This is a genomic window from Erythrobacter sp. HKB08 (genome assembly GCF_004114695.1).
Lineage (GTDB): Bacteria > Pseudomonadota > Alphaproteobacteria > Sphingomonadales > Sphingomonadaceae > Parerythrobacter_A.
The window spans coordinates 2,604,790-2,629,502 of the sequence record NZ_CP035310.1; the positions used below are offsets into that span (position 1 = coordinate 2,604,790).

The 24,713-nt window shown below is 64.4% G+C and carries 18 protein-coding genes; 9 read left to right on the forward strand and 9 right to left on the reverse strand.

The window, feature by feature from the left end:
* Position 1 precedes the first annotated feature (1 nt).
* The 4 genes from EO245_RS12600 to EO245_RS12615 form a co-directional block, all read right to left on the reverse strand.
* On the reverse strand, positions 2-286 hold the full coding sequence (locus EO245_RS12600) for a type IV secretion system protein VirB3 (protein WP_128893258.1): 285 nt from the start codon (positions 284-286) through the stop codon (positions 2-4).
* A gap of 6 nt (positions 287-292) precedes the next feature.
* A complete protein-coding gene (locus tag EO245_RS12605; protein WP_128893259.1) occupies positions 293-592 on the reverse strand; it encodes a TrbC/VirB2 family protein in 300 nt (99 codons plus the stop codon).
* Between the two features lie 2 nt (positions 593-594).
* Positions 595-1,230, reverse strand: coding sequence for a lytic transglycosylase domain-containing protein (locus EO245_RS12610; protein ID WP_234026900.1), 636 nt, complete (start codon positions 1,228-1,230; stop codon positions 595-597).
* Between the two features lie 113 nt (positions 1,231-1,343).
* Positions 1,344-4,262: a DUF2339 domain-containing protein gene (locus EO245_RS12615; protein WP_128893260.1), complete on the reverse strand. Its 2,919-nt coding sequence runs from the start codon at positions 4,260-4,262 to the stop codon at positions 1,344-1,346.
* 101 nt (positions 4,263-4,363) lie between these two features.
* On the opposite strand from EO245_RS12615, the gene EO245_RS12620 reads away from it, so the two are divergent.
* Both EO245_RS12620 and EO245_RS12625 read left to right on the forward strand, forming a co-directional pair.
* Positions 4,364-4,975 (forward strand): TetR/AcrR family transcriptional regulator, encoded by a 612-nt coding sequence (locus tag EO245_RS12620; protein ID WP_128893261.1) that lies wholly within the window; start codon positions 4,364-4,366, stop codon positions 4,973-4,975.
* Between the two features lie 58 nt (positions 4,976-5,033).
* The gene (locus tag EO245_RS12625) at positions 5,034-5,801 is read left to right on the forward strand and encodes a Crp/Fnr family transcriptional regulator (RefSeq protein ID WP_128893262.1); all 768 of its coding nucleotides are present in this window, start codon (positions 5,034-5,036) and stop codon (positions 5,799-5,801) included.
* 3 nt (positions 5,802-5,804) lie between these two features.
* Here EO245_RS12625 and EO245_RS12630 read toward each other — a convergent pair whose 3' ends face one another.
* Positions 5,805-6,317, reverse strand: coding sequence for a flavin reductase family protein (locus EO245_RS12630; RefSeq protein WP_128893263.1), 513 nt, complete (start codon positions 6,315-6,317; stop codon positions 5,805-5,807).
* 169 nt (positions 6,318-6,486) lie between these two features.
* On the opposite strand from EO245_RS12630, the gene ribB reads away from it, so the two are divergent.
* Entirely contained in the window at positions 6,487-7,773 is a 1,287-nt protein-coding gene (gene ribB, locus EO245_RS12635) for a 3,4-dihydroxy-2-butanone-4-phosphate synthase (protein ID WP_128893264.1), read from the forward strand.
* 3 nt (positions 7,774-7,776) lie between these two features.
* On the opposite strand, the gene EO245_RS12640 is transcribed toward ribB, so the two are convergent.
* The 3 genes from EO245_RS12640 to EO245_RS12650 all read right to left on the reverse strand — a co-directional run bounded on the left by EO245_RS12640 (position 7,777) and on the right by EO245_RS12650 (position 11,884).
* On the reverse strand, positions 7,777-9,183 hold the full coding sequence (locus tag EO245_RS12640; protein ID WP_128893265.1) for an alpha-amylase family glycosyl hydrolase: 1,407 nt from the start codon (positions 9,181-9,183) through the stop codon (positions 7,777-7,779).
* Positions 9,180-10,694 carry an MFS transporter gene (locus tag EO245_RS12645; protein WP_128893266.1) on the reverse strand — a complete coding sequence of 505 codons (1,515 nt, stop codon included), beginning with the start codon at positions 10,692-10,694 and terminating at the stop codon, positions 9,180-9,182. Before EO245_RS12645 ends, EO245_RS12640 begins: the two co-directional genes overlap by 4 nt.
* A gap of 122 nt (positions 10,695-10,816) precedes the next feature.
* Complete coding sequence (locus tag EO245_RS12650) at positions 10,817-11,884, reverse strand: LacI family DNA-binding transcriptional regulator (protein ID WP_128893267.1); 1,068 nt, start codon at positions 11,882-11,884, stop codon at positions 10,817-10,819.
* A 361-nt stretch (positions 11,885-12,245) separates the two neighbouring features.
* Here EO245_RS12650 and EO245_RS12655 point away from each other — a divergent pair, with 361 nt between their 5' ends.
* From EO245_RS12655 to EO245_RS12680, 6 genes are all read left to right on the forward strand, one after another.
* Complete coding sequence (locus EO245_RS12655; protein ID WP_128893577.1) at positions 12,246-14,930, forward strand: TonB-dependent receptor; 2,685 nt, start codon at positions 12,246-12,248, stop codon at positions 14,928-14,930.
* A gap of 108 nt (positions 14,931-15,038) precedes the next feature.
* A complete protein-coding gene (locus EO245_RS12660) occupies positions 15,039-16,553 on the forward strand; it encodes a tryptophan halogenase family protein (RefSeq protein WP_255416946.1) in 1,515 nt (504 codons plus the stop codon).
* The gene (locus tag EO245_RS12665) at positions 16,553-18,385 is read left to right on the forward strand and encodes an alpha-amylase family glycosyl hydrolase (protein WP_128893268.1); all 1,833 of its coding nucleotides are present in this window, start codon (positions 16,553-16,555) and stop codon (positions 18,383-18,385) included. Before EO245_RS12660 ends, EO245_RS12665 begins: the two co-directional genes overlap by 1 nt.
* Positions 18,382-19,998: an alpha-amylase family glycosyl hydrolase gene (locus EO245_RS12670; protein WP_234026901.1), complete on the forward strand. Its 1,617-nt coding sequence runs from the start codon at positions 18,382-18,384 to the stop codon at positions 19,996-19,998. The genes EO245_RS12665 and EO245_RS12670 overlap by 4 nt, the downstream gene beginning before the upstream one ends.
* Entirely contained in the window at positions 19,995-22,028 is a 2,034-nt protein-coding gene (locus EO245_RS12675) for a glycoside hydrolase family 97 protein (RefSeq protein ID WP_128893269.1), read from the forward strand. The genes EO245_RS12670 and EO245_RS12675 overlap by 4 nt, the downstream gene beginning before the upstream one ends.
* On the forward strand, positions 22,025-23,518 hold the full coding sequence (locus EO245_RS12680; protein ID WP_128893270.1) for a tryptophan halogenase family protein: 1,494 nt from the start codon (positions 22,025-22,027) through the stop codon (positions 23,516-23,518). The genes EO245_RS12675 and EO245_RS12680 overlap by 4 nt, the downstream gene beginning before the upstream one ends.
* A 15-nt stretch (positions 23,519-23,533) precedes the next feature.
* On the opposite strand, the gene EO245_RS12685 is transcribed toward EO245_RS12680, so the two are convergent.
* The gene (locus EO245_RS12685; protein WP_128893271.1) at positions 23,534-24,697 is read right to left on the reverse strand and encodes an acyl-CoA dehydrogenase family protein; all 1,164 of its coding nucleotides are present in this window, start codon (positions 24,695-24,697) and stop codon (positions 23,534-23,536) included.
* Positions 24,698-24,713: the final 16 nt, after the last annotated feature.

Sequence of the window (24,713 nt, forward strand, 5' to 3'; positions counted from 1 at the left end):
GTCAGGGCGCGTAGCTGTTGCAGCCCCAGCGCTTCCAGTTCTTCACTCGCGGGCACTTGCTGACCTTGGTGATCCACAGGTCGAAGATCCGCGGTTCGCGCAGGCACGCGAGATAACCGATGACATGCATGACGACCGCACCGATCAGCGACCAGAAGCTCTGGAAGATGAGGAACAGTTCGGTCGTCACCATCATGTTGATGATGAAATAATTGTAGGTCACGCCCGCAAACATCTGCGGGCGCGTCAGCGCACGGTGCACGGGATGCCGAACGAGCGCGTCCATGACCCGTCAGCCCCCTGCAGCGCCCTGGATGCCGGCGACGATCGAGGCGGCACCGAACAGGATAAAGCAACCGATGATGACGGTCGCACCGAAACGCCAGTTGAGGCGGCCGGTCAGCATCATGAAGCCGACGGCGGCAACGGCCATCACCGCGACTGCGGTCGCGACATTGCCGAGCAGAGTGCCCTGCAGCCAGCCGAGAGCGGCGACGATCGGGCCCGAGCCGGCCGGATCGGCGCTCTGCGCGAAAGCTGCACTGGGGACGGCGAGAAGCGATGCCGCGGCAAGACGGGAAAGAAAACGCATTGTTATTGAGCACTCCGGGAATAGTTCGACAAACGACCCATGATGGCCGCGACGTAAAGCTGGGTTTCGCGAATGCGCGGGATGCCGCCTGCAGCCTCGACCCTGCCAGGGCCGGCATTGTAGGCGGCGAGAGCCTTTTCCAGGTCGCCGTCGAAACGGTCGAGCTGTTCGCGAAGGTAGCGCGCACCGCCTTCGAGATTGGCAAATGGATCGTCGGGATCGACGCCGAGATAACGCGCCGTTCCCGGCATCAGCTGGGCCAGCCCGCGCGCACCGGCATGCGAGACCGCATTGTGGCGCCAGCGGCTTTCCTGCCAGACGACGGCCTCGATCAGCGCGGGGCTGAGATCGAAGCGCTGCGAAAGCTCGTAAACCTTGGCCATGTATTCGGCCGGAACGAGGCCAGCCTGGCCAGCGGCATCGGCGATTGCTTCGGGCGGAACGGCGAAATCGGCGGAGAGTTCGACGGCGGGAACGGCAACGCCCTGCGCGGCCGCTTCGCCGCCCACGACGACAGGGCCGCCGGCCACCCAGCGGGTCTCGCCATCACTGATTTCCATCACGTCCGCCCATGCCGGGGCAGCCGTCAGCGCCAAACCTGCGGTGATCGCAAGTCGGAGCCTCGACCAAAGAATCATCGGGGCCCTCCGTCCAGTCCCTGTGGTCACTCTACATGACACGCCCATGACAGCAAAGTGAACCGCAGGTCGAACTGTGGCCTAAAGCCCTAAACCGGCGACAAAATGGCAGCTCAGCCAGCCGCTTCGACTTCCGGTCCTTTTCCGCTTCCGCGCAATTGCCGCGTGTAGAACCATCCGATGCCGATCAGGCTGAAGCCCAATGCCATGAAGGAGGCGATGCGAAGCAGTCCTTCGAGGCCTGCCGTGTCGAACAGGAAGACCTTGAGCACGGCCAGCAACATGAGGACGAGCGATCCCACTCGCCAGCTGCGGCTGTCCGTGCGCGTGCCCCAGCCGAGGAAGCCGAGCGCAAGCACGATGCCGAGCAACGAGCGCAGCAGGCTCTCGGTCTCGCCGACGACCGTGCCGAGCGGCGGACCGATCAGGAACGTGCCCGAGAAGCCCTGTCGCAAGAGGCCCAGCGCACCCAGCGTAACGAGCAGCATGATCGCGCCATCGGCGATGCGCTTCATTGCGATACGATTTTCCGACCAGATATCCCGCAAGAGGATGATCGCCGCGATAGCCGCGCCAAACGCCGGCAGCAGGAGGTTCAGCACCGGGAGCGAGCCGACAGCTTGCGCGGTGAAAGCCGGGTTGTGCCAGCCGAGCGAGTAGAGGGCGAAATGCGCAAGGCCGGTTGTTGCGAGCGCACTCGCAGCCCAGCGCGACCACTCGGCCTTGCTCGCGAATTTCCACACGGCCCAGCCTGCGCCGACGAGCGCGACCTGCCACACGGTTCGCTCGGCCATGCCAAGCTGGGTAAACTCTGCCGGGATGCCGATACCGAACAGCTGCTTGTAGGCAAGGTGGAGAGCGATCGCCGCCATCGCGCCTGCCGCAGTGAAACCGGTAGCGCGCAGCCGCGCGTCATTCGAAAGCGCGCCAAAGGCAGCAGCGGAGGCGGCGAAAGGCAATATGCGCAAGGCAACGCTCGCCAGGTCCGGCTGGACGGGGCGCAGGAAGGCATTGCCGGCCAGTGACTGGAGGCCCAGCTCGAGCCAGTTTCCGACCGGAATAAGCGCCCAGGCGGCGGCAAGGGCGACTGCCGTCGCTGCTGCCGCGAGCCTTTCCCGCTGGAGGAACAGAACTCCGATGCCAATCGCGGCAGTGGCCCAGGCGAGCGCGTCACCGGGCAGGAATTGCGCAATCAGGCCGTAGACCGCCAGTGCGCCGACGATCTCGCCCGCAGTGCGCGTTCGCCCGGTCTTCGCGAGCAGCGCATAGGCGAGCGGCGCAGGCAGCAGGGCCGCCCAGCGAAGCAACGAATAGCCATCGAACGTCGCCGGCTGGATGGTGACGAGACGTTCGAACTCGTCCCCGACCATCCAGTCGGAGCCGAGCGCGACCAAAGTGGCGAAGATCGCCAGCCAGCCGCTCGTCCGCAGCAGATTGTCGTCACGCCGCGAAGCGAGGACTGCAAGACCGGTCGCGACAGGTGCGACGCCGAAGACATCGGCCCAGTCCGGCAGCAGCGTCAGGAGAGCGCCCGCGCAAATTGTAGCCGCCACTGCGATAACCGCATTCCCTGCCCAGCCGAGTTTGTCCTCGCGCTCCTGCAAAGGCCTGACGGCGGCGGCTGCAGGCAGGGCAGCGAGGCCAGCAAGCAGGGCGGCACGCGCTGTAAGCGACCATTCGTATGCGAATTGCAGATCGACGAATGCGGCGAGAGCTGCCGAAACGCCGGCTATCTGGGCAAAGTCGATCGCTCGCCCGCGCCCCCGCCAGATATCGACCAGCGGTACGAGCGTGAACACGGCTGCGATACCCAGCATGACCGCGAGGAATTCGCCATTCGCAGCATCGCTCCACAGGCCGAGCATGACGACAGCGACCGCCGCGGCAAAGGCGACTGCCTCGCGCAGCCTTGCATCGCGCCATGCGAAGACGACCAGCGTCGCGCCGAGTAGCAGGTAGAGCCCCCAGCCGAGCGGCTCGTGTCCGTTCAGCGATACCATCGCCGCCATCTGCACCGCCGCGAGCGCGGCCGCCCCGAGCCGGATGGCCGGATGGACGCTCGGGCCATGCGTAAAGGCGGGGATCACCGCGCCGAGCATGACGAGATAGAGGCCGTAGGCGGCAATGTCGCTCACCCCGGTGACATCGGTCAGCAGGATGAGCGCGCCCCAGCCGAGGCCGCCTCCTAGCGCTGCGATGCCGAGCCAGCTGCGTCCCTGCTTCTGACCGGCGTAGCTCAGCCCTCCCGTGACCAGCGCCAGGTAGAGCGAGAGAAGCGGCAGGTTGGTCTCATCGCTCGCCACCAGCGCGGGCGCGGCGAAACCGCCGACCAGCCCGAGGATAGCGCTCGGCAGGCCGAAGCGGAACGAAAGCGCGATCGCACCCGCAGTCACTGCGGCGAGGCCGAGGAATGCAACGGCAGGACCGATCAGACCGTAAAGCGATCCGGCCATGTAGAAGCTTGCATAAAGCGTCGCGAGACCGGCTCCGGCGAGCGCCTGGCGCACCCGTTCGTCGGCGATGCGCTTTTCCTGGCGGTAGGCGAGTTCCGCCCCGCCCAGCAGGAGCGTGCCGAAGAGGAAGCCGAGGATAACGCGCACGCTCGGACCTAAGAGCCCCGCCTCGATCGAGTAGCGGACGAGGAAAAAGCCCGCGAGCGCGAGCGCGACGCCGCCCGCCCAGATCGGCAGGAGGCGGCCGAAAATATCCTCGAAATCGAAGCTGGGGAGCTTGATTGCCGGAACCTTCGACCCGGTGACGCGCGGCCGCTCGTCGCCGTGCGGTTCCGGTGTCGCCGGTCGTGATCGCATCTGCGGCACGAAGGTTCGCTTGGCCGCTTCGGCCCTGGGCGCCTCGACCGGTTCGGCCACGGGTTCTTCCTGCGGCTCCGTGGACGGTTGCGCCTGCCCGAGCCGCCATTCGGCGGCATCCAGCCGCTGTTCGAGTGCGCGATAGTCGCGCGCCATCGCGTCGTAGCGGGTCCAGAGATAGGCAACCGCGATACCGAGAACGAACAGCAGAAAGATCGTCATCTTGCAGCACTCCCCTTCCGATTCGAGGTGGTATCGGTAAATTGAACGCTGTTCAATATAAAAATTAGACAGTGTTCAATTCTGTGCTAGAGCGCTCTTCCATGGGACGCCGGTCGGATCACTCACCGCAGGAACTGCGCGAGCTGCTGCTCGAAAAGGGGCAGGAGCTGATGGCGGAGGTCGGCTATGCGCGCTTTTCCGGCCGAGAGGTAGCCAAGCGCGCGGGCTATTCGGTCGGAACGATCTACAATGTCTTCGGCTCGCTCGACGACCTGCTGGCGGCGATCAACACGCGCACCTTCGGACTATGGGCGAACTGGCTGGAGCGCGAGCTGGCGGACGGCGGCAAGGATCGTATCGCAAGCCTCGTGCGCGGCTATTTCGATTTCGCGGTCGCCCATCCCAATCTTTGGTCGGCGATCTACGAACACAGGGTTTCGCCGGAAAAGGGCTTGTCGGAAGAGGACCTCGCCGGGCGCGCGGTCCTGACCGGGATCGTCGAGGAGGAAGTCGCGGCCGTACTTCCGCCAGACACGGACCTCGACACAGGGCGTTACGCGCGATCGCTGATCGCATCGGTGCACGGGCATTGCAGCTATGCCGTGACCGGCAGCTTCGCCTTGCTCGACGAAACCGATCCCGTCGGCAGCGCGCTCGAAAGGGTTAGGGAATCCCTGCGCCAGAACGGCGCGAAATTAGGTTTGCAGAGCTAAAACCTCACAAAAGTTAGGATTGATGGAACCGATTGCGCCGCCGCGACTTCTAGTCGGCATGCGGGGAGAGATTGACAGCTATCCTTTGACCGCCCGTTTCCTGATGGGCCGGCTGCGGCATGCCATGTCGGAGCGCGAGAAGGAAATCCTCGAATCCAGCATTGAGGAAGTCCGCGAATACGACCAGTCGCATACCGTGCTCGAACGCGGGAAACTGTGCGATTTCTCGACCATGCTCGTCTCGGGTTTCGCAATCCGCACCATCCACGAGAACAACAATCGCTACATTGTCGGCATCCAGGTGCCGGGCGATTTCATGGACCTGCATGCCTTCGCATTGAAGCGGTTGGACCACGACCTCGTGACGCTCGGGCCGACCAAGATCGGCCTCGTATCGCACAAGCGGTTGCAAGAATTGATGCAGGGCGAGCCCCACCTCTCGCGCCTGTTCTGGTTCTCGACCTTGCTCGACGCTGCGATCCACCGGCAATGGACACTCAAGCTCCAGCAATTGAAGGCGAGCCGCCGCACAGCGCATCTGCTGGCGGAAATCTGGCACCGTTTCGACCAAGTAGGCCTCGCCAATCCGACTGGCTTCCGCTCGCCCCTGACCCAATCGGACCTGGCCGACATGTGCGGCACCACGCCGATCCACATGAACCGCTCGCTCGGCGAATTGCGCCGCAAGGGCCTCGCCGATTTCAGGCGCGGCAAGCTTGTCTGCAACGACCGCGCGGCCTTGGAACAGATGGGCGATTTCGACCCCACCTACCTCTATGGCGAGGGCGACCTGTTCATGGGCGACGTGATGAGTTTTCCGGCCTGAGGCCTATTCCAGCGCGCCGAACCGCGCGAAACCACCTTCCAGCCAGCCAAGCGGATCGAGTTCGTCGTCATCGCGCGAGCGCACGTCGTAGACATTGCCGACGAATAGCTCGTGTGAGCCGTGAACCAGCGTCGCTTCGACCCGGCAGAACAGGTTCGCGACAGCCGTCTCAAGCCAGGGCATGTCATCGGTGATGCTCCACGGCCCTTCGGTGAAGCGCGCTTCGCGCATGCCGGGCGTCGAAAAGGGTTCGACCAGGCTACGCTGCTCGGTCCCGAGCAGGTTGATGCAGAAGCGACCTTCCTTCTCGATCGAGGCGTGGCACTGCGAACGGCGATTGACCGCGACCAGCATGGAGGGCGGATCCATCGAAACCGGGATCACGGCAGAGGCGACCATTCCGACCGGGCCGCCTTCGGCCTCGTCATGGCTGGTTACGATCGAGACCGGGCCCGGCAACCGGCGCAGCGCAGACCGCAGCTTGTCGGCAATTGCAGCGCTAGCATTCGTGTCCATTCGGGCCGTTCTCCACCGTGCGCTGCCACGCGATATCGCGCTTTGCTCCCATCTAGATGGTGGTTGAGCAGCTTTCAACCGTCGGAAATCGCGACTTCTCCGCCTGATTTCACATTTCAATGTGATTCTTCACTCGACAAATCACATTGCGCGAGATAGGGCGCACCGCATGAGCGAACTATCGATCCAGCAGCGCATCCGCAAGCTCGTCGAAGACGGGACCATGTCGCGCTCCGCCATCGCCCGGGCCGCAGGCCTCCATGCCAATTCGCTGCGCGAATGCACCGAAGCCAGCTGGAACCCGACTGCCGAAACGCTCGGCAAGCTCGAGGCGTTCCTCGAAGCGAACGACGACCGCCCGGTGCTCGCGAGCATCGAGGAAATCATCGACGAGGCGCGCAACGGACGCATGTATATCCTCGTCGACGACGAAGACCGCGAGAACGAGGGCGACCTCATCATTCCCGCCCAGATGGCGACCCCGGCGGCGATCAATTTCATGGCGACGCATGGCCGCGGCCTCATCTGCCTGTCGATGACCAAGTCGCGTGCGGACGAGCTCAAACTCGAGCCCATGAGCCGCAACAACCGCGAGTCCATGCAGACCGCCTTCACCACCAGCATCGAGGCGCGCGAAGGCGTCACCACCGGCATCAGCGCGGGCGACCGCGCGCGCACGGTCAGCGTGGCGATCGACAGTTCCAAGGGTGCGGACGACATCGTGACCCCGGGCCACGTCTTCCCGCTGGTCGCGCGCGATGGCGGCGTGCTGGTGCGCGCGGGCCACACCGAGGCCGCGGTCGATATTTCGCGGCTCGCAGGCCTCAATCCCTCGGGCGTGATCTGCGAGATCATGAACGAGGACGGCACGATGGCGCGGCTCGACGACCTCGTCGGCTTCGCGCGCAAGCACGACCTCAAGATCGGCACGATCCGCGACCTCATCGCCTATCGCCTGCGCCACGACCACCTGGCCGAAGTGCGCGCCGAAGCCCGCTTCACCAGCCGCTGGGGCGGCGACTGGACGGCGGTCGCTTTCTACAACAAGGCAACCATGACCGAGCAGATCGTGCTCAAGAAGGGTCATGTCGATCCGGACAAGCCCACGCTGGTACGCATGCACGCGCTCGACATGTTCAACGACATCTTCGGCAAGCAGAGCGACGACGATCGCATCCTTGCCAAGTCGATGGAGATCATCGGCAAGGAAGGCGCCGGCCTGATCGTCATGATCCCGCGCGCGAGCGGCGGCTTCATCGCCGACCAGGTCCGCAAGCTGAAGGGCGAACCGCCCGAGCCGATGGATGCGCTGCGCGACTATGGCGTCGGCGCACAGATCCTCAACGAGCTCGGCGTGCACGAAATGGAGCTGCTAACCAACTCCGACCGCTCGCTCGTCGCGCTCGACGGATACGGCGTGTCGATCGTCGGCAAGCGGGCGATCGACACCGAATAGGCGCTAGTCCTTCGCGGAGAACAGGCGGAAGCCGTTGGGCGCGATGCTGACGGTATCACCCGCCGCGAAGGTCACGCGATCGCCGCGAAACTCGTCATAGCTGCCTGCCGGCAGCCCGTCGGCGAAAGTCACTTCGACCGCCGCGCCGGAGAAGTTGAACAGGCCCAGCACCTTGTTCCCTTCCTCTTGCCGGACCCAGGCGAAGACCTGTTCGGGCTTGTCGGTCTCGACCTTGAACATGCGCGCGCCCCATTGCCCGTTTTCGAGCGCCGGGTTCGCCTTGCGGAAGGCTATGAGGTCCTTCAGCAGCGCACCGTATTCGCAGTTCTCGCCCTGCGACCAGTCGATCGCGTCCTTCTCGAAGAACTCGAGCCGCTTGGCGTTGCAGGCTTCCATCCCGTTGTGGACCAGCGGCACCCCCTCGCCGGTGAAGGCGAGCGCGGTCGCCGCTTCCAGCGCGGCCCCGTAGTTTTCGCGCAGCGTGCCTTCCCAGGCATTGCTGTCGTGGTTCTCGATATAGGTCATGCGCATGGCCTCGCGCGGCCACAGGCTCTCGTTCTCGGCGTAGTATCCGTAGAAGGCGCTCGGCCCGGCATTGCCCTTGGCGACGTCCTTCGAGGTATGATGCCAGTCCCACGCATAGGTCGCATCGAACGCCGCGCGGTGATAGGCGGTTTCCTGCACCTCACCGAGCATGAAGACCGGGCGGATCGCGGACAGCCGCGCGCGCATCGTTTCCCAGAAATCGACCGGGACATAGCCTGCGACATCGGCGCGGAAGCCGTCGATTTCGTAGTCGCGGACCCACATCTCCATCGCCTCGCCGACATGCTGACGCACGCCCGGCTTGGACCAGTCGAGATCGATGATGTCGGACCAGTCCCACCACGGGGTCGGGCGGAAATCGCCGTCCCATGTCTTCTCGTACCAGTCGGGATGCTCGCTGCGCAGCGGGTTGTCCCACGCGGTATGGTTGGCGACGAGGTCGAGGATGACCTTGAAGCCTTGCGCATGGGCGGCATCGACGAAAGCCTTGAACTCCTCCTTCGTGCCGAACTCGGGGTTCACATCGTAATAGTCCTTCACCGAATAGGGCGAGCCGAGCGAGCCCTTGCGGTTCTCCTCGCCGATCGGGTGGATCGGCATGAGCCAGAGGATATCGACGCCCAGTTCCTTGAGGCGGGGCAGCTCTTCCTGCGCAGCGGCGAAGGTACCTTCCTCGGTGAACTGGCGGGTGTTGATCTGGTAGATCACCGCATCGCGCGTCCACTCGGGGCTCTCGAGCTGGACATATTGCTTCGGCTCCCACGGCGAGCCGCCGGTGAGCACGTCCTCGGGCCGCTCGCCCATTGCGAAAGCGCCGCCGGCGATAAGGGCCGCCGCGCCAAGGCCGATTGCCATGCGCTTCATGCTGCCTCTCCTTCACCCGGCACCTGCACCCGCATCATGGCGAGTGCTGCGATCACCAGCGTTCCTGCCGCAAAGGCCATCGTCCAGATCGGCTCGGTCGGGAAGAACGCCTTCATGATCGAGCCCATGACCGTTGCGACCAGCAGCTGCGGGACGACGATGAACACGTTGAACAGCCCCATGTAGATGCCGAGCTTCTGCTGCGGCAGGCTGCTTGCGAGGATCGCGTAAGGCATGGCGAGGATCGAGGCCCAGGCGATGCCGATGCCGATTTCGGAAACCAGCAGGGCCTGCGGATCGCGGATGACGAAGAAGCTCGCAAAGCCGAGCGCGCCGCACAGCAGGCCGAACACATGGGTCTTCGCCTTGCCGACGCGGCTGGCGATGAACGGCAGGAGCGTGAGCGCGGCCACGGCAGCGACCGCGTTGTAAGTGGCGAACAGCCAGCCGACCCAGTTCGCGCCCAGATTGTAGGCCTCGCTCGCGGTGTCGGTGCTGCCGAAGACATATTGCGTCACCACCGGCGTCGTATTGATCCACATGATGAAGAGCGCCGACCAGCTGAAAAACTGTACCACGGCGAGCTTCTTCATGATGTCGGGCATGCCGGAGAAATCGCCGACGATGCTGGTCAGCATGCCGGTGGTATTGCCCTGCTTCGCCATCGAAATCGCAACCGCGCTGAGCATGCCGTAGGCGATCAACAGCGCGCCGAGCAGGTAGACTTCCTTCTCCAGGTCGAAACCCATGACCGCCAGCACGACCGCGACGCCGGCGAACATCCAGACCGCGCTACCCTGATAGCTCTTGGAAGCGAGCGCACGCACCGTGTGGCCGCTTTCGTCGACGGCATCCTCGCCGCCGAATGCGCGCATTTCCTCAGGGCTGTATTCCTTGGTGGTCAGCACCGTCCAAAGCACGGCTGCGAACAGGGCCGCGCCGCCGATCCAGAAGCTGTAGCGGACCGTGTCGGGAATGCCGCCGTCTGCCGCGACATTGGCGACACCGAGCTGCGTCATGGCCCAGGGCACGATCGATCCGACCACCGCGCCCACGCCGATAAACGCGGTTTGCACGGCGTAGCCGGCAGTGTGCTGGTCCTTCCTCAGCATGTCGCCGACGAAGGCACGGAACGGCTCCATCGAGATATTGAGGCTCGCATCGAGCACCCACAGCAGTACTGCCGCCATCAGCAATACTTCGCTCAGCGGCATGAGGAACAGCGACAGCGCTGCCAGTACCGCGCCAAGTAGGAAGTAGGGACGGCGACGACCGAGCTTGCCCATCCATGTCTTGTCCGACAGGTGGCCGATGATCGGTTGGACCAGCAAACCGGTCAGCGGAGCGGCAACCCAGAGCGCGGGAAGATCGTCGATCGCGGAACCGAGCGACTGGAAGACGCGGCTCATATTCGCGTTCTGCAGCGCGAAGCCGATCTGGATTCCGAAGAAGCCGAAGCTGATGTTGAACAGCCCGGCCCAGCCCTGGCGCGGTTTCTCGCGTCCCGTCATATCTCACTCCCGTAAGGCGCGCGCGGACTTGTGCCGCTGCTGCGCGAAGACGCATGGCTGACAGCAATCGGGCGCGCCGACAATACGCATACGAATGTGGTGATCGATTGCGCCAGGCGCGCTCAGGCGTCCGAGGTCGCCTTCGCAGGTGACTTCTTCGCGACGGTGCTTTCGCGCACGACAAGGCGCGCAGGCAGTTCGCGCCGGGTAATCTCGTCGTCCTCGATACCCTTGAGCAGCACGTCGAGCAGCGCAGCCCCGGCGCCGCGCATGTCCTGCATCAGCGTCGTCAGCGGCGGGCTGGTGTGGCCCGCGGCAGGAATGTCGTCGAAGCCGACGATGGCGACATCTTCAGGCACGGTTTTCTGCGCTTCGGCCAGCGCCCGCATTGCGCCGATGGCGATGAGGTCGCTCGCGGCGAAAACGGCGTCGAAATCGCGTCCGCTATCGAGCAGCTTCCTGGCAGCGGCGTAGCCATCCGCCTCGCTCGTCAGCGCATCCATGCGCAGCTTCGGATCGGCCTCGAGACCCGCCGCATCGAGCGCGGCACACAGGCCGGCATAGCGATCGGCAAATTCGGGATACCCCTCGTCCGCATCGCCGAGGAAAGCGATCTTGCGGCGGCCAAGCTCGACGAGATGCTCGCCCGCTTGGCGACCCGCACCGAAATTGTCCGAACCGACAGTCGCACCGATGTTGTCTTCGCGCACCGAACCCCAGCGCACGAAATGCGTCCCCTGCTGGGCAAGCTGCTCGAGCCGCTGTTCGTAGGCGGTGTAATCGCCGTAGCCGAGCAGGATGAGACCGTCCGCGCGGTGGCTGTCCTGGTATTTGACGTGCCAGTCGTCTTCCATCCGCTGGAAGGAAATCAGCAGGTCGAGCCCGCGATTGGCGCATTCGCGCGTGATCGAACCGAGCATCGAGAGGAAGAAGGGGTTGATGTTGCTGTCGTCGGCGGTCGGATCCTCGAAGAACAGCAGCGCGATCGTGTTCGCCCGCTGCGAACGGAGCGAGGATGCATTCTTGTCGACCGTGTAGTTGAGCTCGCGGGCGATTCGCTCGATCTTCTCGCGCGTCTTCTCGCTGACCGCCCTGTCGCCCCGCAATGCGCGGCTCACCGTGGGCTGCGACACCCCGGCAAGATAGGCGATATCGAAGCTCGTCGGCTTCCCTGTAGGCTGGCGGCCCATCCACTCTCCTCAAGCGGCGAAACTATCGCGCACGCGCACGAGGCGCAACGCGTTGCAGGGGCTGAACCAAGCGGTTGGAGAACATAAGACAATTTGATGCAAATCGGTCACACAGCCCTTTTGTGCGCCGCACAAACATACGTATGCTGACTATGCGAGAGCCCGATTCTCAGTCGTAATGCATCGTCGAGGGGCTCGGATTTCCGACGATGGGACCGCCTCCACAGACAGATTTATTCGCCGCGGGGGCGCGGTGGGACTGGGAGAATACACAGTGATCAAGCGTAACACTCTGACTGCCGGAATCAGCGCTCCGGCACTCGCTCTCGCACTGGTCGGGGGCCTCGCCCCGCAGGCCGCGATGGCTCAGGAAGCCGATGCCGCGGCAACCGACGAAGAACCGGTTTCCGAAGACGACGGCGTCATCATCGTCAGCGGTTTCCGCGCCTCGCTCGAAAGCGCGGTCGCGGAAAAGAAGCTCAACGACCAGATCCTCGAATCGGTCACGGCGGAAGACATCGGCAAGCTGCCGGACAACTCGATCGGTGAATCGATCGCCCGCCTGCCCGGCGTCACCTCGCAGCGCCTCAACGGCCGCGCGAACGTGATCGCCATCCGCGGCTTCGGCCAGGACTTCTCGCAGACCCTGCTCAACGGCCGCGAACAGACCTCGCTCGGCGATGCGCGCGCAGTCGAGTTCGACCAGTACCCGGCGGAAGTCGTGAACCAGGTCGTCGTCTACAAGACGCCGACCGCCGAACTTGTCGGCCAAGGCCTCGTCGGCACGATCGACATCCGCACCATCCGCCCGCTCGAAGTGAGCGAATCGATCTTCGCGATCGGTGCGCGCGGTTCCTATGCCGACCTCGGCAAGCTGAACGCCGGTTCGAAGGAATTCGGCTTCCGCGCGAACGCGACCTATGTTGACCAGTTCGCCGACGACACGCTCGGCGTCTCGCTCTCGGCCTCCTATGTCGACGAGCCGTACCAGCTGCAGGAATTCAACGCCTGGGGGTACACCGGCGGCCCGTCGGGCGGCGCGCAGCTGATCGGCGGCTCGAAGAGCTTCGTCACCTCGACCCAGCTCAAGCGCCTCGGCATCACCGGCACCGTGCAGTGGGAGCCGGCCCCGAACTGGATGGTCACGCTCGATGCGTTCTATTCGGACTTCGAGGACGACCAGAGCAAGCGCGGCGTCGAACTGCCGCTCGGCTTCTGCGCCAACCCGGGCGATCTGCTCAACCGCAACGCCGCCTTCTGCTTCGGCGCGACCTATGACGTCAGCGCGCAGCAGGTCGACAACGACACGGTCGTCGCGGGCCGTTTCCCGACTGTCGAAGGCGTCGTTCGCAACGACATCTTCCAGAAGGAAGCCGAACTGATCTCCGGCGGCCTCAACGTCGCTTATGAAGGCGACGACGGCTGGAGCGCGTTCTTCGACTTCGGCTACTCGCGCACCGACCGTCACGAGCTGAGCTTCGAATCCTACGCGGGTACCGGCGTCGGCGCCCTCAACGGCGCGACCGACGACATCACCTTCACGCAGGACGAGAACGGCGCCTTCTTCACCTCGACGCTCGATTATTCGGACCCGAACACCATCCTGCTGACCGACCCGCTCGGCTGGGGCGGCGGCACGCAGGCCGGCTACTTCAACGACCGTATCATCGACGACGAGCTCAAGCAGTTCCGCGTCCAGGTCGCGAAGGAGAATTACGACTCGTTCATCAGCGCTGTGAAGTTCGGCATGAACTACACCACGCGCGACAAGTCGCTCGACCCGCAGGAATTCTTCATCCGCCTCGCCGGCGGCGCGCTCGAAGCGACGATCCCGCAGGAATTCCTGCTTCGTCCGACCAATCTCGATTACCTCGGCCTCGGCCCGATGCTGAGCTACGACGCGCGCGAGCTGATCGGTGCGGGCATCTACGTGCTCGACCCGAACACCTCGAACGACATCCCGGCCAAGGCCTTCGAGATCGAGGAAGATCTGATGACGATCTACCTCCAGACCGATATCGAACAGGATCTCGGCGGCGCGATGCTGACCGGTAACGTCGGCGTCCAGGCGGTCCACACCGACCAGAGCTCGAGCGGCCTTGCCTTCCCGGGCGGCGTCCAGACGCAGGTCACTGCCGGTGCGGATTACTGGGATGTCCTGCCCAGCCTCAACCTGTCGCTCCGTTTCGACAGCGACTTCGTGATCCGCGTCGGTGCGAGCCGACAGATCCAGCGTCCGCGTCTCGACGACATGCGCGTCGCGATCGGTTACGGCCTCGACAACAACGTCGGCAACAGCCCGACCGGCACCGCTCCGTTCCTCAACGGCGGCGGCGGCAACCCGACGCTGCGGCCGTACCGTGCGAACGCGGTCGACCTCACCTTCGAGAAGTATTTCGGCACTTCGGGCGTCGTGGCGCTCCAGCTGTTCTACAAGGACATCAAGAGCTACATCGACTCCAGCACCTTCGTCTTCGACTACGCCGGCTTCCCGCTTCCCGCAGGTCCGACGCCGCCGAGCACGATCGGCCTGCTGAACGCGCCGAACAACACCGGCGGCGGCAACTTCTACGGTGGTGAAATCGCGGCGACCGTTCCGTTCGACGTCTTCACCGAAGCGCTCGACGGCTTCGGCTTCACCGGCGGCCTTGGCTACACCAAGACCGAGGTGGAAGACGCCTTCGGCAATGTCGACCAGATCCCGGGCTATTCGAAGTGGGTCGCCAACGGCACGCTCTACTTCGAGAAGTACGGCTTCAACGCTCGCGGCAGCGTCCGCCATCGTTCGAGCTTCCTCGGCGACTTCACCGGCTTCGGTGGCTCGCCGACGCGTCGCCTCGCTCGCGGCGAGACGATCGTCGATGCCCAGATCGGCTACGACTTCCAGGAAGGCAGCGCGCTCGACGGCCTCTCGATCTACCTCCAGGGCCAGAACCTGACCGACGAACCGTTCGTTTCGATCAACGGCAACGGCAACCAGCTGCAGGTCGTGGATTACCAGACCTACGGCCGCCGCTTCCTGGCGGGCTTCACCTACCGCTTCTGATAGGCGGTTGGGGGCGGTTGCGGGCCATGCGAGACGGCCTGTACCCGCCCCCATTGTTTTGCCCTGTGGCGACATAGGGCAAGATCAGGATCGATCCGGGGAGAGGACGTGAGCGGAGAGGGCAGACAGGCGATTGTCGTGGTCGGCGGGGGAACCGCCGGCTGGATGACGGCAGCCGCACTGGTCCGCTTCACGCAGGCCAAGGTCACACTGGTCGAATCCGATGCGATCGGCACGGTCGGCGTGGGCGAGGCGACCATCCCCCAGATCCGCCTGTTCAATGCCGGGCTCGGCATCGACGAGGCCGAGTTCCTGCGCGAGACCCGCGGCAGCTTCAAGCTCGGGATCGAGTTCGCCGGATGGAACGGCGAAGGCAGCCGCTACATGCATGCCTTCGGGCATATCGGTCAGGGTCGCGGGATTCTGCCCTTCCACCAGTACTGGCTGCGTGCCCGGGCAGAGGGTCTTGCCAAGGACCTGTCGGCCTATTCGCTCAACGAAGTGGCTGCCCGCGCGCTCAAGATGCAGATGTGGCGCCAGCAGCCGGGCCAGCCCACGCCGGACATGCCCTGTGCCTATCATTTCGACGCGGGCCTCTATGCCGCCTACCTGCGCCGTTATTCCGAGGCCGCAGGGGCAACGCGCATCGAGGGCAAGGTCGCCCGTGTCGAGCGCCATCCCGATAGCGGGCTTATCAGCGCCATCCACCTCGACGACGACCGGACGATCGAAGGCGACTTCTTCATAGACTGCACCGGCTTTCGCAGCCTGCTCCTCGGCGAGGCGCTTGGGACCGGCTTCGACGACTGGACGCATTGGCTCCCCTGCGACCGCGCTATCGCCGTGCCATGCGAAACCAGGGGCGACTTCACGCCCTACACCCGTTCCACCGCGCGCAAGGCCGGGTGGCAATGGCGCATCCCGCTTCAGCACCGCATCGGCAACGGTCATGTCTATTGCAGCGAGTTCATGGAGGACGCAGAAGCGCTCGACATACTCCTCGCCAATCTCGACGGGAAGCCGCAGGCCGAGCCCAACCAGCTTCGCTTCACCACCGGAACGCGCCAGAAGCACTGGGTCGGCAATTGCCTCGCCATCGGGCTATCGGCAGGTTTCATGGAGCCGCTGGAATCGACCAGCATCCACCTCATCCAGAGCTCGATCGCCCGCTTCCTGCAAATGCTTCCCGGCAAGCAGGTCGAACCCGCGATCGCGGAGGAATTCAATCGCCAGGCAAGCTTCGAATGGGAGCGCATCCGCGACTTCCTGATCCTGCATTACTGGGCGAACGGCCGCGAGGGCGAACCCTTCTGGGACCTTTGCCGCGCGATGGAGCTGCCCGATACGCTTACCGCCAAGGTCGAACAGTTCCGCGCCGGTGGCTACATCCATCGCGAGCACGAAGAGCTCTTCACCGAGCCCGGCTGGCTGCAAGTTTTCGTCGGCCAAGGCATCGTGCCCGAGAGCTGGCACCCGGCCGCCGATGGCATGGGTGATGACCAGCTGGCCGAAATGCTCGCCCAAATCGAACAGGGCATCGAGCGCCTCACTGCCGACATGCCCGGACACATCGAATTCCTGCGCGCCTATTGCGCACCGCAAGACCAGAGGAAATCCGCCTGATGAAACGCGCCCTCCCCTTCGCCGCGTCTCTCGTCGCCCTTGCCCTGTCGCAGCCTGCGCTCGCGCACCCGCAGGAAGAAGCGCCGAGCTTCCGCGATCGCGCTCCGGAAGAGGAAATCGTCTATTTCGTGCTGCCCGACCGCTTCGAGAACGGCGACACGTCGAACGATCTCGGCGGATACGAGGACGAGCCGCTCGTCAGCGGTTTCGACCCTACCCACAAGGGCTTCTTCCACGGAGGCGACCTCAAGGGTCTGACGCAGCGCCTCGACTATCTCGAAGGGCTTGGCGTGACCGCAATCTGGTTCGCGCCGATCTTCCAGAACAAGCCGGTGCAGGGACCAAAGGGCAACGAGAGCGCGGGCTATCACGGCTATTGGGTGACCGACTTCACCCGGCCCGACAGCCACTTCGGCACGCGCGCCGAGTTCAAGGCCTTCGTCGACGCGGCTCATGCGCGCGGGATGAAGGTCTATATGGACATCATCACCAACCACACCGCCGACGTCATCCGCTACAAGGAAGGCGACGAGACGGGCTACGTTTACCGCGACCGCGCAGAGTTTCCCTATTCGCGCAAGCTGGGCGTCGACGGTGCGCCGATCAACGAGGGCTTCCTCGGCGACGAGGTTCGCACCAAGGAAAACTTCGCCAGACTGACCGATGCAGGCTCGGCCTACACGCCGGTTGTTCCTGCGGCGGAGAAGGACATCAAGGTCCCCGCCTGGCTCAACGATCCGATCTATTACCACAACCGCGGCGATACGACCTTCAGCGGCGAGAGCAGCCGTTTCGGCGATTTCGTCGGGCTGGACGATCTCTTCACCGAACATCCGCGTGTCCTTGCAGGCATGATCGAGATTTACGGCGACTGGATCCGCGAAACCGGCATCGACGGCTTCCGCATCGACACGGCTCGCCATGTAAATCCGGAGTTCTGGCAGACATTCGTGCCCGAAATGCGCCGCATCGCCGCCGAGCAGGGCATCCCTAACTTCCACATCTTCGGCGAGGTCTACAAGGACTCGCCCGATAGCGGCTACATCGCGCAATACACACGCCGCGACGGCTTTCCCGCCGTGCTCGACTTCGCTTTCCAGTACGCCGTGACGCTCGCCGTCAGCGGGCAGGCCCCGCCCGAGGTCATGACGCACATGTTCGACGGCGACGTGCTTTATGAAGGCGGCGAGGAAGCGGCGCGCACCATGCCGACCTTCCTCGGCAATCACGACATGGGCCGTTTCTCGACCCTCATCAAACAGCGCCTGCCCGACATCTCGCAGGACGAATTGCTCGCCCGCGTGAAGCTCGGCCATGCGATGCTGCTGACCCTGCGTGGCAGCCCGGTCGTCTATTATGGCGACGAGCAGGGCTTCGTCGGCGACGGCAACGACCAGGCCGCGCGCGAGGACATGTTCGCAAGCGTCACCGACAGCTACAACGACAACGCGTTGATCGGCACCGAAGCGACCACTGCGAGCGAGAACTTCGACACCGGCCACCCGCTCTACCGCCTGATCGCGGAGCTTTCAGCCGTGCGAAAGGCGCATCCGGCGCTCTCGCGTGGGAAGCAGGTCGTGCGCAGCTATCACCTTGAGCCCGGCCTGTTCAGCGTCTCGCGTTTCGACCCGGAAACGGGCGATGAGTACCTACTCGCCTTCAACACCTCGCCGGAGCGCCTGACGACGCATAGCCGCATCGGTTACGAGGCGCGCGGTCTCGAGACGCTGGCCGGTACCTGCCCGCGCGAGGTCGCCGCGCCCGGCAGCCTCGCGCTCGACCTTCCCGCATTCGGCTGGGCCGTGTGCAAAGTGACGAAGACCGCCGAATGAACCGCATGACCCGCCTCCAGACAGCCGAGGGCAAGTCCGGCAACGCGCCATGGTGGCGCGGCGCGACGATCTACCAGATCTATCCGCGCAGCTTCATGGATTCGAACGGCGACGGCATCGGCGACCTGCCGGGCATCACCTCGCGCCTCGACCATGTCGCCGAGCTCGGCGTCGACGCGATCTGGATATCGCCTTTCTTCACCAGCCCGATGAAGGATTTCGGCTACGACGTGGCCGATTACTGCGATGTCGATCCGATCTTCGGCACGCTGGCCGATTTCGACGCGCTGGTCGCGCGCGCGCACGATCTGGGCCTCAAGGTCCTGATCGATCAGGTTTATTCGCACACCTCGGACGAGCACCCATGGTTCGCCGAGAGCCGGTCGAGCAAGAACAACGCCAAGGCCAACTGGTATGTGTGGGCCGATGCCAAGCCCGACGGGTCGCCGCCCTCGAACTGGCAATCGGTTTTCGGCGGGCCCGCCTGGACATGGGATGCCAGGCGCGGCCAGTATTACCTGCACAACTTCCTGAGCAGCCAACCGCAGATCAACATGCACAATCCGGCGGTGCAGGAAGCGATCCTCGCAGTCACACGCTTCTGGCTCGAACGCGGGGTCGACGGTTTCCGGATCGACGCGCTCAATTTCGCGATGCACGACCCGCAGCTGCGCGACAATCCGCCTGCCCCCGACAATGGCAAGCCGCGCACGAGACCGTTCGACTTCCAGCGCCGCATCCACAACCAGTCGCATCCGGACATCCCAGATTTCATCGCACGCATTCGCGCGGTGACCGACGAATACGAGGGCATCTTCACCGTTGCCGAAGTCGGCGGCGAGGATGCCGAGCGCGAGATGAAGGCTTTCACGCAGGGCGATACCCATCTCAACTCGGCCTATGGCTTCAACTTCCTCTATGCCGATGAACTGACGCCAGAACTCGTCTGCTCCGCGCTTGCCGAATGGCCGGACGAGGATGGCATTGGCTGGCCTAGCTGGGCGTTCGAAAACCACGATGCGCCGCGCGCCGTTTCGCGTTGGTGCGCGCCGGAACACATGGATGCCTTTGCGCGGCTCAAGATGGCGCTGCTCGCCTGCCTGCGCGGCAACATCATAATCTTCCAGGGCGAAGAACTCGGACTCGAGCAGGACGATATCCCGTTCGAGCTGCTGCAGGATCCCGAGGCGATCGCGAACTGGCCGCTTACGCTTTCACGCGACGGCGTGCGCACGCCCCTGCCGTGGAACACGCAGGACGAGTTCGGCGGCTTCACGCAGGGCCAGCCCTGGCTCCCGCTGAGCGAGGCGAACCTCGCCCGCGCCATCGACCGGCAGGGCGAGGACGATGCGAGCATGCTCGCGTTTACGAAGGAAGCGATCGCGCTGCGCAATGCGAACCCGGCCCTCCATCACGGCAAGGTCGTCTCCTGCCGTGCGGGCAATGGCCTGCTCGCTATCGAGCGCGAGGCGGACGGGCAGCGCGTTACCTGCCTTTTCAACCTCACTCCGCAGCCGGCCCGGCAAGATATGAAAGGCCGCATCCTCCTCTCCGTCAACGGCGCGAGCGAAACCGCCCTTCCCCCCTATGGTGCACTGGTGATCGAACAATGAGCCTTTCCAGACTGCTGCTCGCCCTTCTCGTTATCGTCGGCCTCGTGCCCGTGGCATGGGCCGAAGAGGTCGTCACCTCGCCCGACGGGCGCATCACCGTAACGGTCGACACCAATGGCGAGGGCCGCCCGTTCTACCGCGTCGATCTCGACGGAGAGCCGGTACTCGGCGAAAGTCGCCTCGGTTTCCTGCTGACCGACCAGGACAAGCTCGAACGCCGGCTGGCGATCATCTCGGCCGAAGCTGCAAGCCACGATTCCACTTGGGAACAGCCCTGGGGCGAGCGTCAGTTCGTGCGCGATCATCACAACCAGCTGACGGTCCGCTTCGAGGAAGACAGCGACGAGAAGCGCCGCTTCGGCGTGACCTTCCGCGTGTTCGACGACGCAATCGGCTTCCGCTACCTGTTCGACGATGCGAGCATGGGCGAAACGCTGCGCGTCGCGGACGAGCTGACCGAATTCAACCTCGCCGCCGACGGCAGCGCATGGTGGATCCCCGGCGGCGAGTGGAACCGCTACGAATATCTCTACGAGGAAACGCCGATCAGCGCGGTGTCGCTGGCGCATACCCCGCTCACTTTTCGCATGGAGAACGGCGTCCACGTCGCGATCCACGAAGCGGCGCTGGTCGATTTCGCCGGTATGTGGGTCAAGCGGACCACCGGCGCAAATTTCCGCGCGACGCTCGCCCCGACCGGATCGAGCGCGGCGCGCGCCGTGCGCGACATTCCCTTCGCAACCCCCTGGCGTACCATCCGCATCAGCGACGATGCCGCCAGCCTCGCGATGAGCGATATCGAGCTCAACCTTAACGAGCCGAACAAGCTGGGCGACGTGTCGTGGTTCAAGCCGCACAAATATGTCGGCGTATGGTGGTCGCTCCACCTCGACGAGGAAAGCTGGGGTTCGGGTCCGAAGCACGGCGCGACGACCGAGAACGTGAAACGCTACATCGATTTCGCGGCAGAAAACGGCTTCGAAGGCGTGCTGGTCGAAGGCTGGAACATCGGCTGGGACGGCAACTGGTTCTTCAACGGCAATCTCTTCAGCTTCACTCAGAGCTATCCCGATTACGATTTCGAGGAACTCGCCCGCTACGCCGCCGAGAAAGGCGTGCCGATCGTCGGCCACCACGAAACCAGCGGCGATGTCGGCAATTACGAGGCGCAGCTCGAAGCCGGGCTCGACCTGATGGCCGCACGCGGGGTCAAGACGATCAAGAGCGGCTATGTCACCGATGCCTGCAACCTGCGCTATGTCCATCCCGACGGCCGGGAAACGCGCGAATGCACCGAAAGCCAGGTGATGCAGCGCCATCACCTCAAGGTCATCGAGGAGGCCGCCAAGCGTCGTATCGCGATGAACCCGCACGAGCCGGTCAAGGACACGGGCCTGCGCCGCACCTATCCCAACTGGGTCAGCCGCGAGGGCGCACGGGGGATGGAATTCAACGCATGGGGCGTTCCGCCGAACGGGCCGAGCCATGTCCCCACCATGGTCTTCACCCGCATGCTGTCCGGCCCGATGGACTACACGCCCGGCGTGCTCAGCCTCGAAGGGCGCGGCCAGCCGCTGCAGATGACGCAGGCCCGCGCGCTCGCCGAATATGTCGTGATCTATTCGCCGATCCAGATGGCTGCCGACCTGCCCGAGCATTATGCCGAGCATCCCGAGGCCTTCCAGTTCATCAAGACAGTGCCGGCGGACTGGTCCGAAAGCCACGTGCTCGAAGCGGAAGTCGGCGAATACGTCGTCATCGCGCGCAAGGACCGCAACAGCGCCGAATGGTATCTCGGCGGCGCTGCGGACGAGGCGGGGCGCACGGTCGCGGTCGATCTCTCCTTCCTCGATGCGGGCAAGACCTACCGCGCGGAGATCTACCGCGATGGCGCCAATGCGCACTTCGAAGGCGATGCGCGGTTCGACATCGTGATCGAGGCTCGCATGCTCGGCGCGGGCGACACACTCGAGCTCGTCATGGCCCCGGGTGGCGGCTTCGCGGTGAGGCTGATACCGCTCGACAAGTGAGCGAGCCCAAACCTCCCCATATCGTCGTCCTTGGTGGCGGCAGCGCAGGCTGGATTACCGCCTGCCTGCTCCACCACGAATGGGGTGCGCGGGGCGGCCGGGTCACGGTCGTAGAGAGCTCCGACATCGGGATCATCGGGGTCGGCGAAGGCTCGACACCGCAGCTGAAAGCCTTTTTCGACCATCTCGGCCTCGACGAGACGGAGTGGATGCCCGCCTGCGACGCCACCTATAAGCTGGGCATCCGCTTCACCGGGTGGAGCGAACGGGAGGGGTTCGAGAGCTATTTCCACCCCTTCCCCGGCCCGGTCGACCTGCATAGCGAACCACAGTTCGTCCATAATTGCGCGCTCGCCCGGCGCGGGTTCGAGGCGCCTGCCCATCCCGACGACTGGTTCCTCGCGGCAAAGCTCGCAGACGAGCGCAAGGGCCCGCATCCGTCTGCGAACTTCCCGTTCCCGCAAAGCTACGGCTACCACTTCGATGCCCACAAGCTCGGCGCGTTCCTGCGCGAATGGGCGACGGCGCGCGGTGTCGAACATCTCGACCGGCGGGTCGCCGATGTCGAACTGGACGATGCCGGCGACGTCGCAGCCCTTGTCTGCAAAAACGGCGAGCGTATCGAGGGCGAGCTGTTCGTCGATTGCTCGGGCTTCCGCTCGATCATCGCGCAGCAGGCACTCGGAGCGGAGTTTCTATCCTTCGGCGAGAACCTCTTCGCCGACCGCGCCGTCGTCATGCCTACCGAACATGGCGCTCCCGTCACGCCGCAGACCGAGGCCGTTGCCATGTCGACCGGCTGGCGCTGGTCGATCCCGCTCACAACGCGGGTCGGCAATGGCTACGTTTATTCCTCTCGCTACATCTCCGACGAGGACGCGGAGGCGGAAGTGCGCGCGGCGATCGGGATGACCGACAGCGAGCAGGATGCGCGCTTCCTCCAGATGAAAGTCGGCCGGGTGCGCGACAGCTGGACCCGCAATTGCCTCGCCGCCGGTCTCTCGCAGGGCTTTATCGAGCCGCTCGAGGCGACCGCGCTGCATATCGTGATCGTCACCGCGCTCGAATTCGCGCGCGCCTATGAGGCCGGAGGGTTCACGCCCAAGCACCGCGATGCATTCAACGCTTCGATCGCAGCGCGCTACGAGGGGATCCGCGATTACATCGTCGCGCATTACCGCCTCAACCAACGAACCGATTCGCAGTTCTGGCGCGACAATGCGGGCAACGACGCTCTGTCGGACAGCCTCAAGGCGATGATGACCGCCTGGTTCACGCACAAGGACATCGCGCAAACCGCTGCCGAGATTTCCAGGCAGCCGACCTATGCGAGCCTCAGCTGGCATTGCCTCTTCGCGGGCTACGGCACTTTCCCGCCGCCTGCGAAAATGCAGCCCGCCCCGCCGCAGGCGCAGGTTGCGGACAAGGAAAAGGCGCAGGCGATGCTTGCCGCCTGCGCCTCCAATTTCCCCGACTACGCGCCTGTCTGAGGCGCGTAGGCCCGCTTACATCGAGCGGGCGATCAGCATCTTCATGACTTCGTTCGAGCCGCCGAAAATGCGCGTGATACGCGCATCGCGGTACATTTTCGCGATCGGGTACTCGTTGATGTAGCCCGCGCCGCCGTGGAGCTGCAGGCACTTGTCGACGACTTCGCCCTGCAGTTCGGTCAGCCAGTATTTCGCCATGCTGGCGGTGGCGACGTCGAGCTCGCCCTTCAGCAGCTTGGCGATGCAGTCGTTGACGAACACGCGCGCCGCAGTGCCGCGTGCCTTGAGGTCGGCGAGGACGAACTGGGTGTTCTGGAAGTCCCAGATCGTCTGGCCGAACGCCTTGCGGTTCTTGACGTAGTCGATGGTCGTCTCGAGCGCCTTCTCGATGCCGGTCGCGGCACCCATGGCGATGACGAGGCGTTCCTGCGGGAGTTCGCCCATCAGCTGGTAGAAGCCCTTGCCCTCCACGCCGCCGAGCACGTTCTCGGCAGGCACGAAGACGTTGTCGAAGAACAGCTCCGACGTATCGGCCGCGTCGAGCCCGATCTTGTCGAGCTTCTTGCCGCGCTGGAAACCCTCGGCGCCTTCCGTCTCGAGCAGCATGAGCGAGATGCCCTTGGCGCGCTCGTTCGGATCGGTCTTCGCGACGACGACGATGAAGTCCGCCGTCTGGCCGTTCGAAATGTAGGTCTTCGCACCGTTGATCCGGTAGCCGTTGCCGTCCTTCAGCGCGGTGGTGGTGATCGACTGGAGGTCGGAGCCGACGCCCGGCTCGGTCATCGCGATCGCGCTGACGAGGTCGCCGGAAACCAGCTTGGGCAGGTATTTCTTCTTCTGCTCCTCCGTGCCGTGGCGCACGAGGTAGGGCAGGATGATCGTGTTGTGCAGGCTCGCCGCGAAACCGTCGACCTCGTGCTTCGACTGCTGGTCGAGCACGACCATGTCGTGGCGGAAGTCGCCGCCGTGGCCGCCGTATTCCTCCGGCACGGATACGCCGAGCAGGCCCGCCTGGCCGGCCTCGCGCCAGAAGTCGCGCTCCACCTGGCCGTCTTCGCGCCATTTCTCGACGCGCTTCTGCGGGGCATGTTGCTTGTAGAACTTGCCCACGGCGTCGGCGAAGATGGCAATCTCTTCGTCCTGCATGAACTCGGGCGGGGCTACATCGATAACCGGCATTGGGGGGAATCCTCTC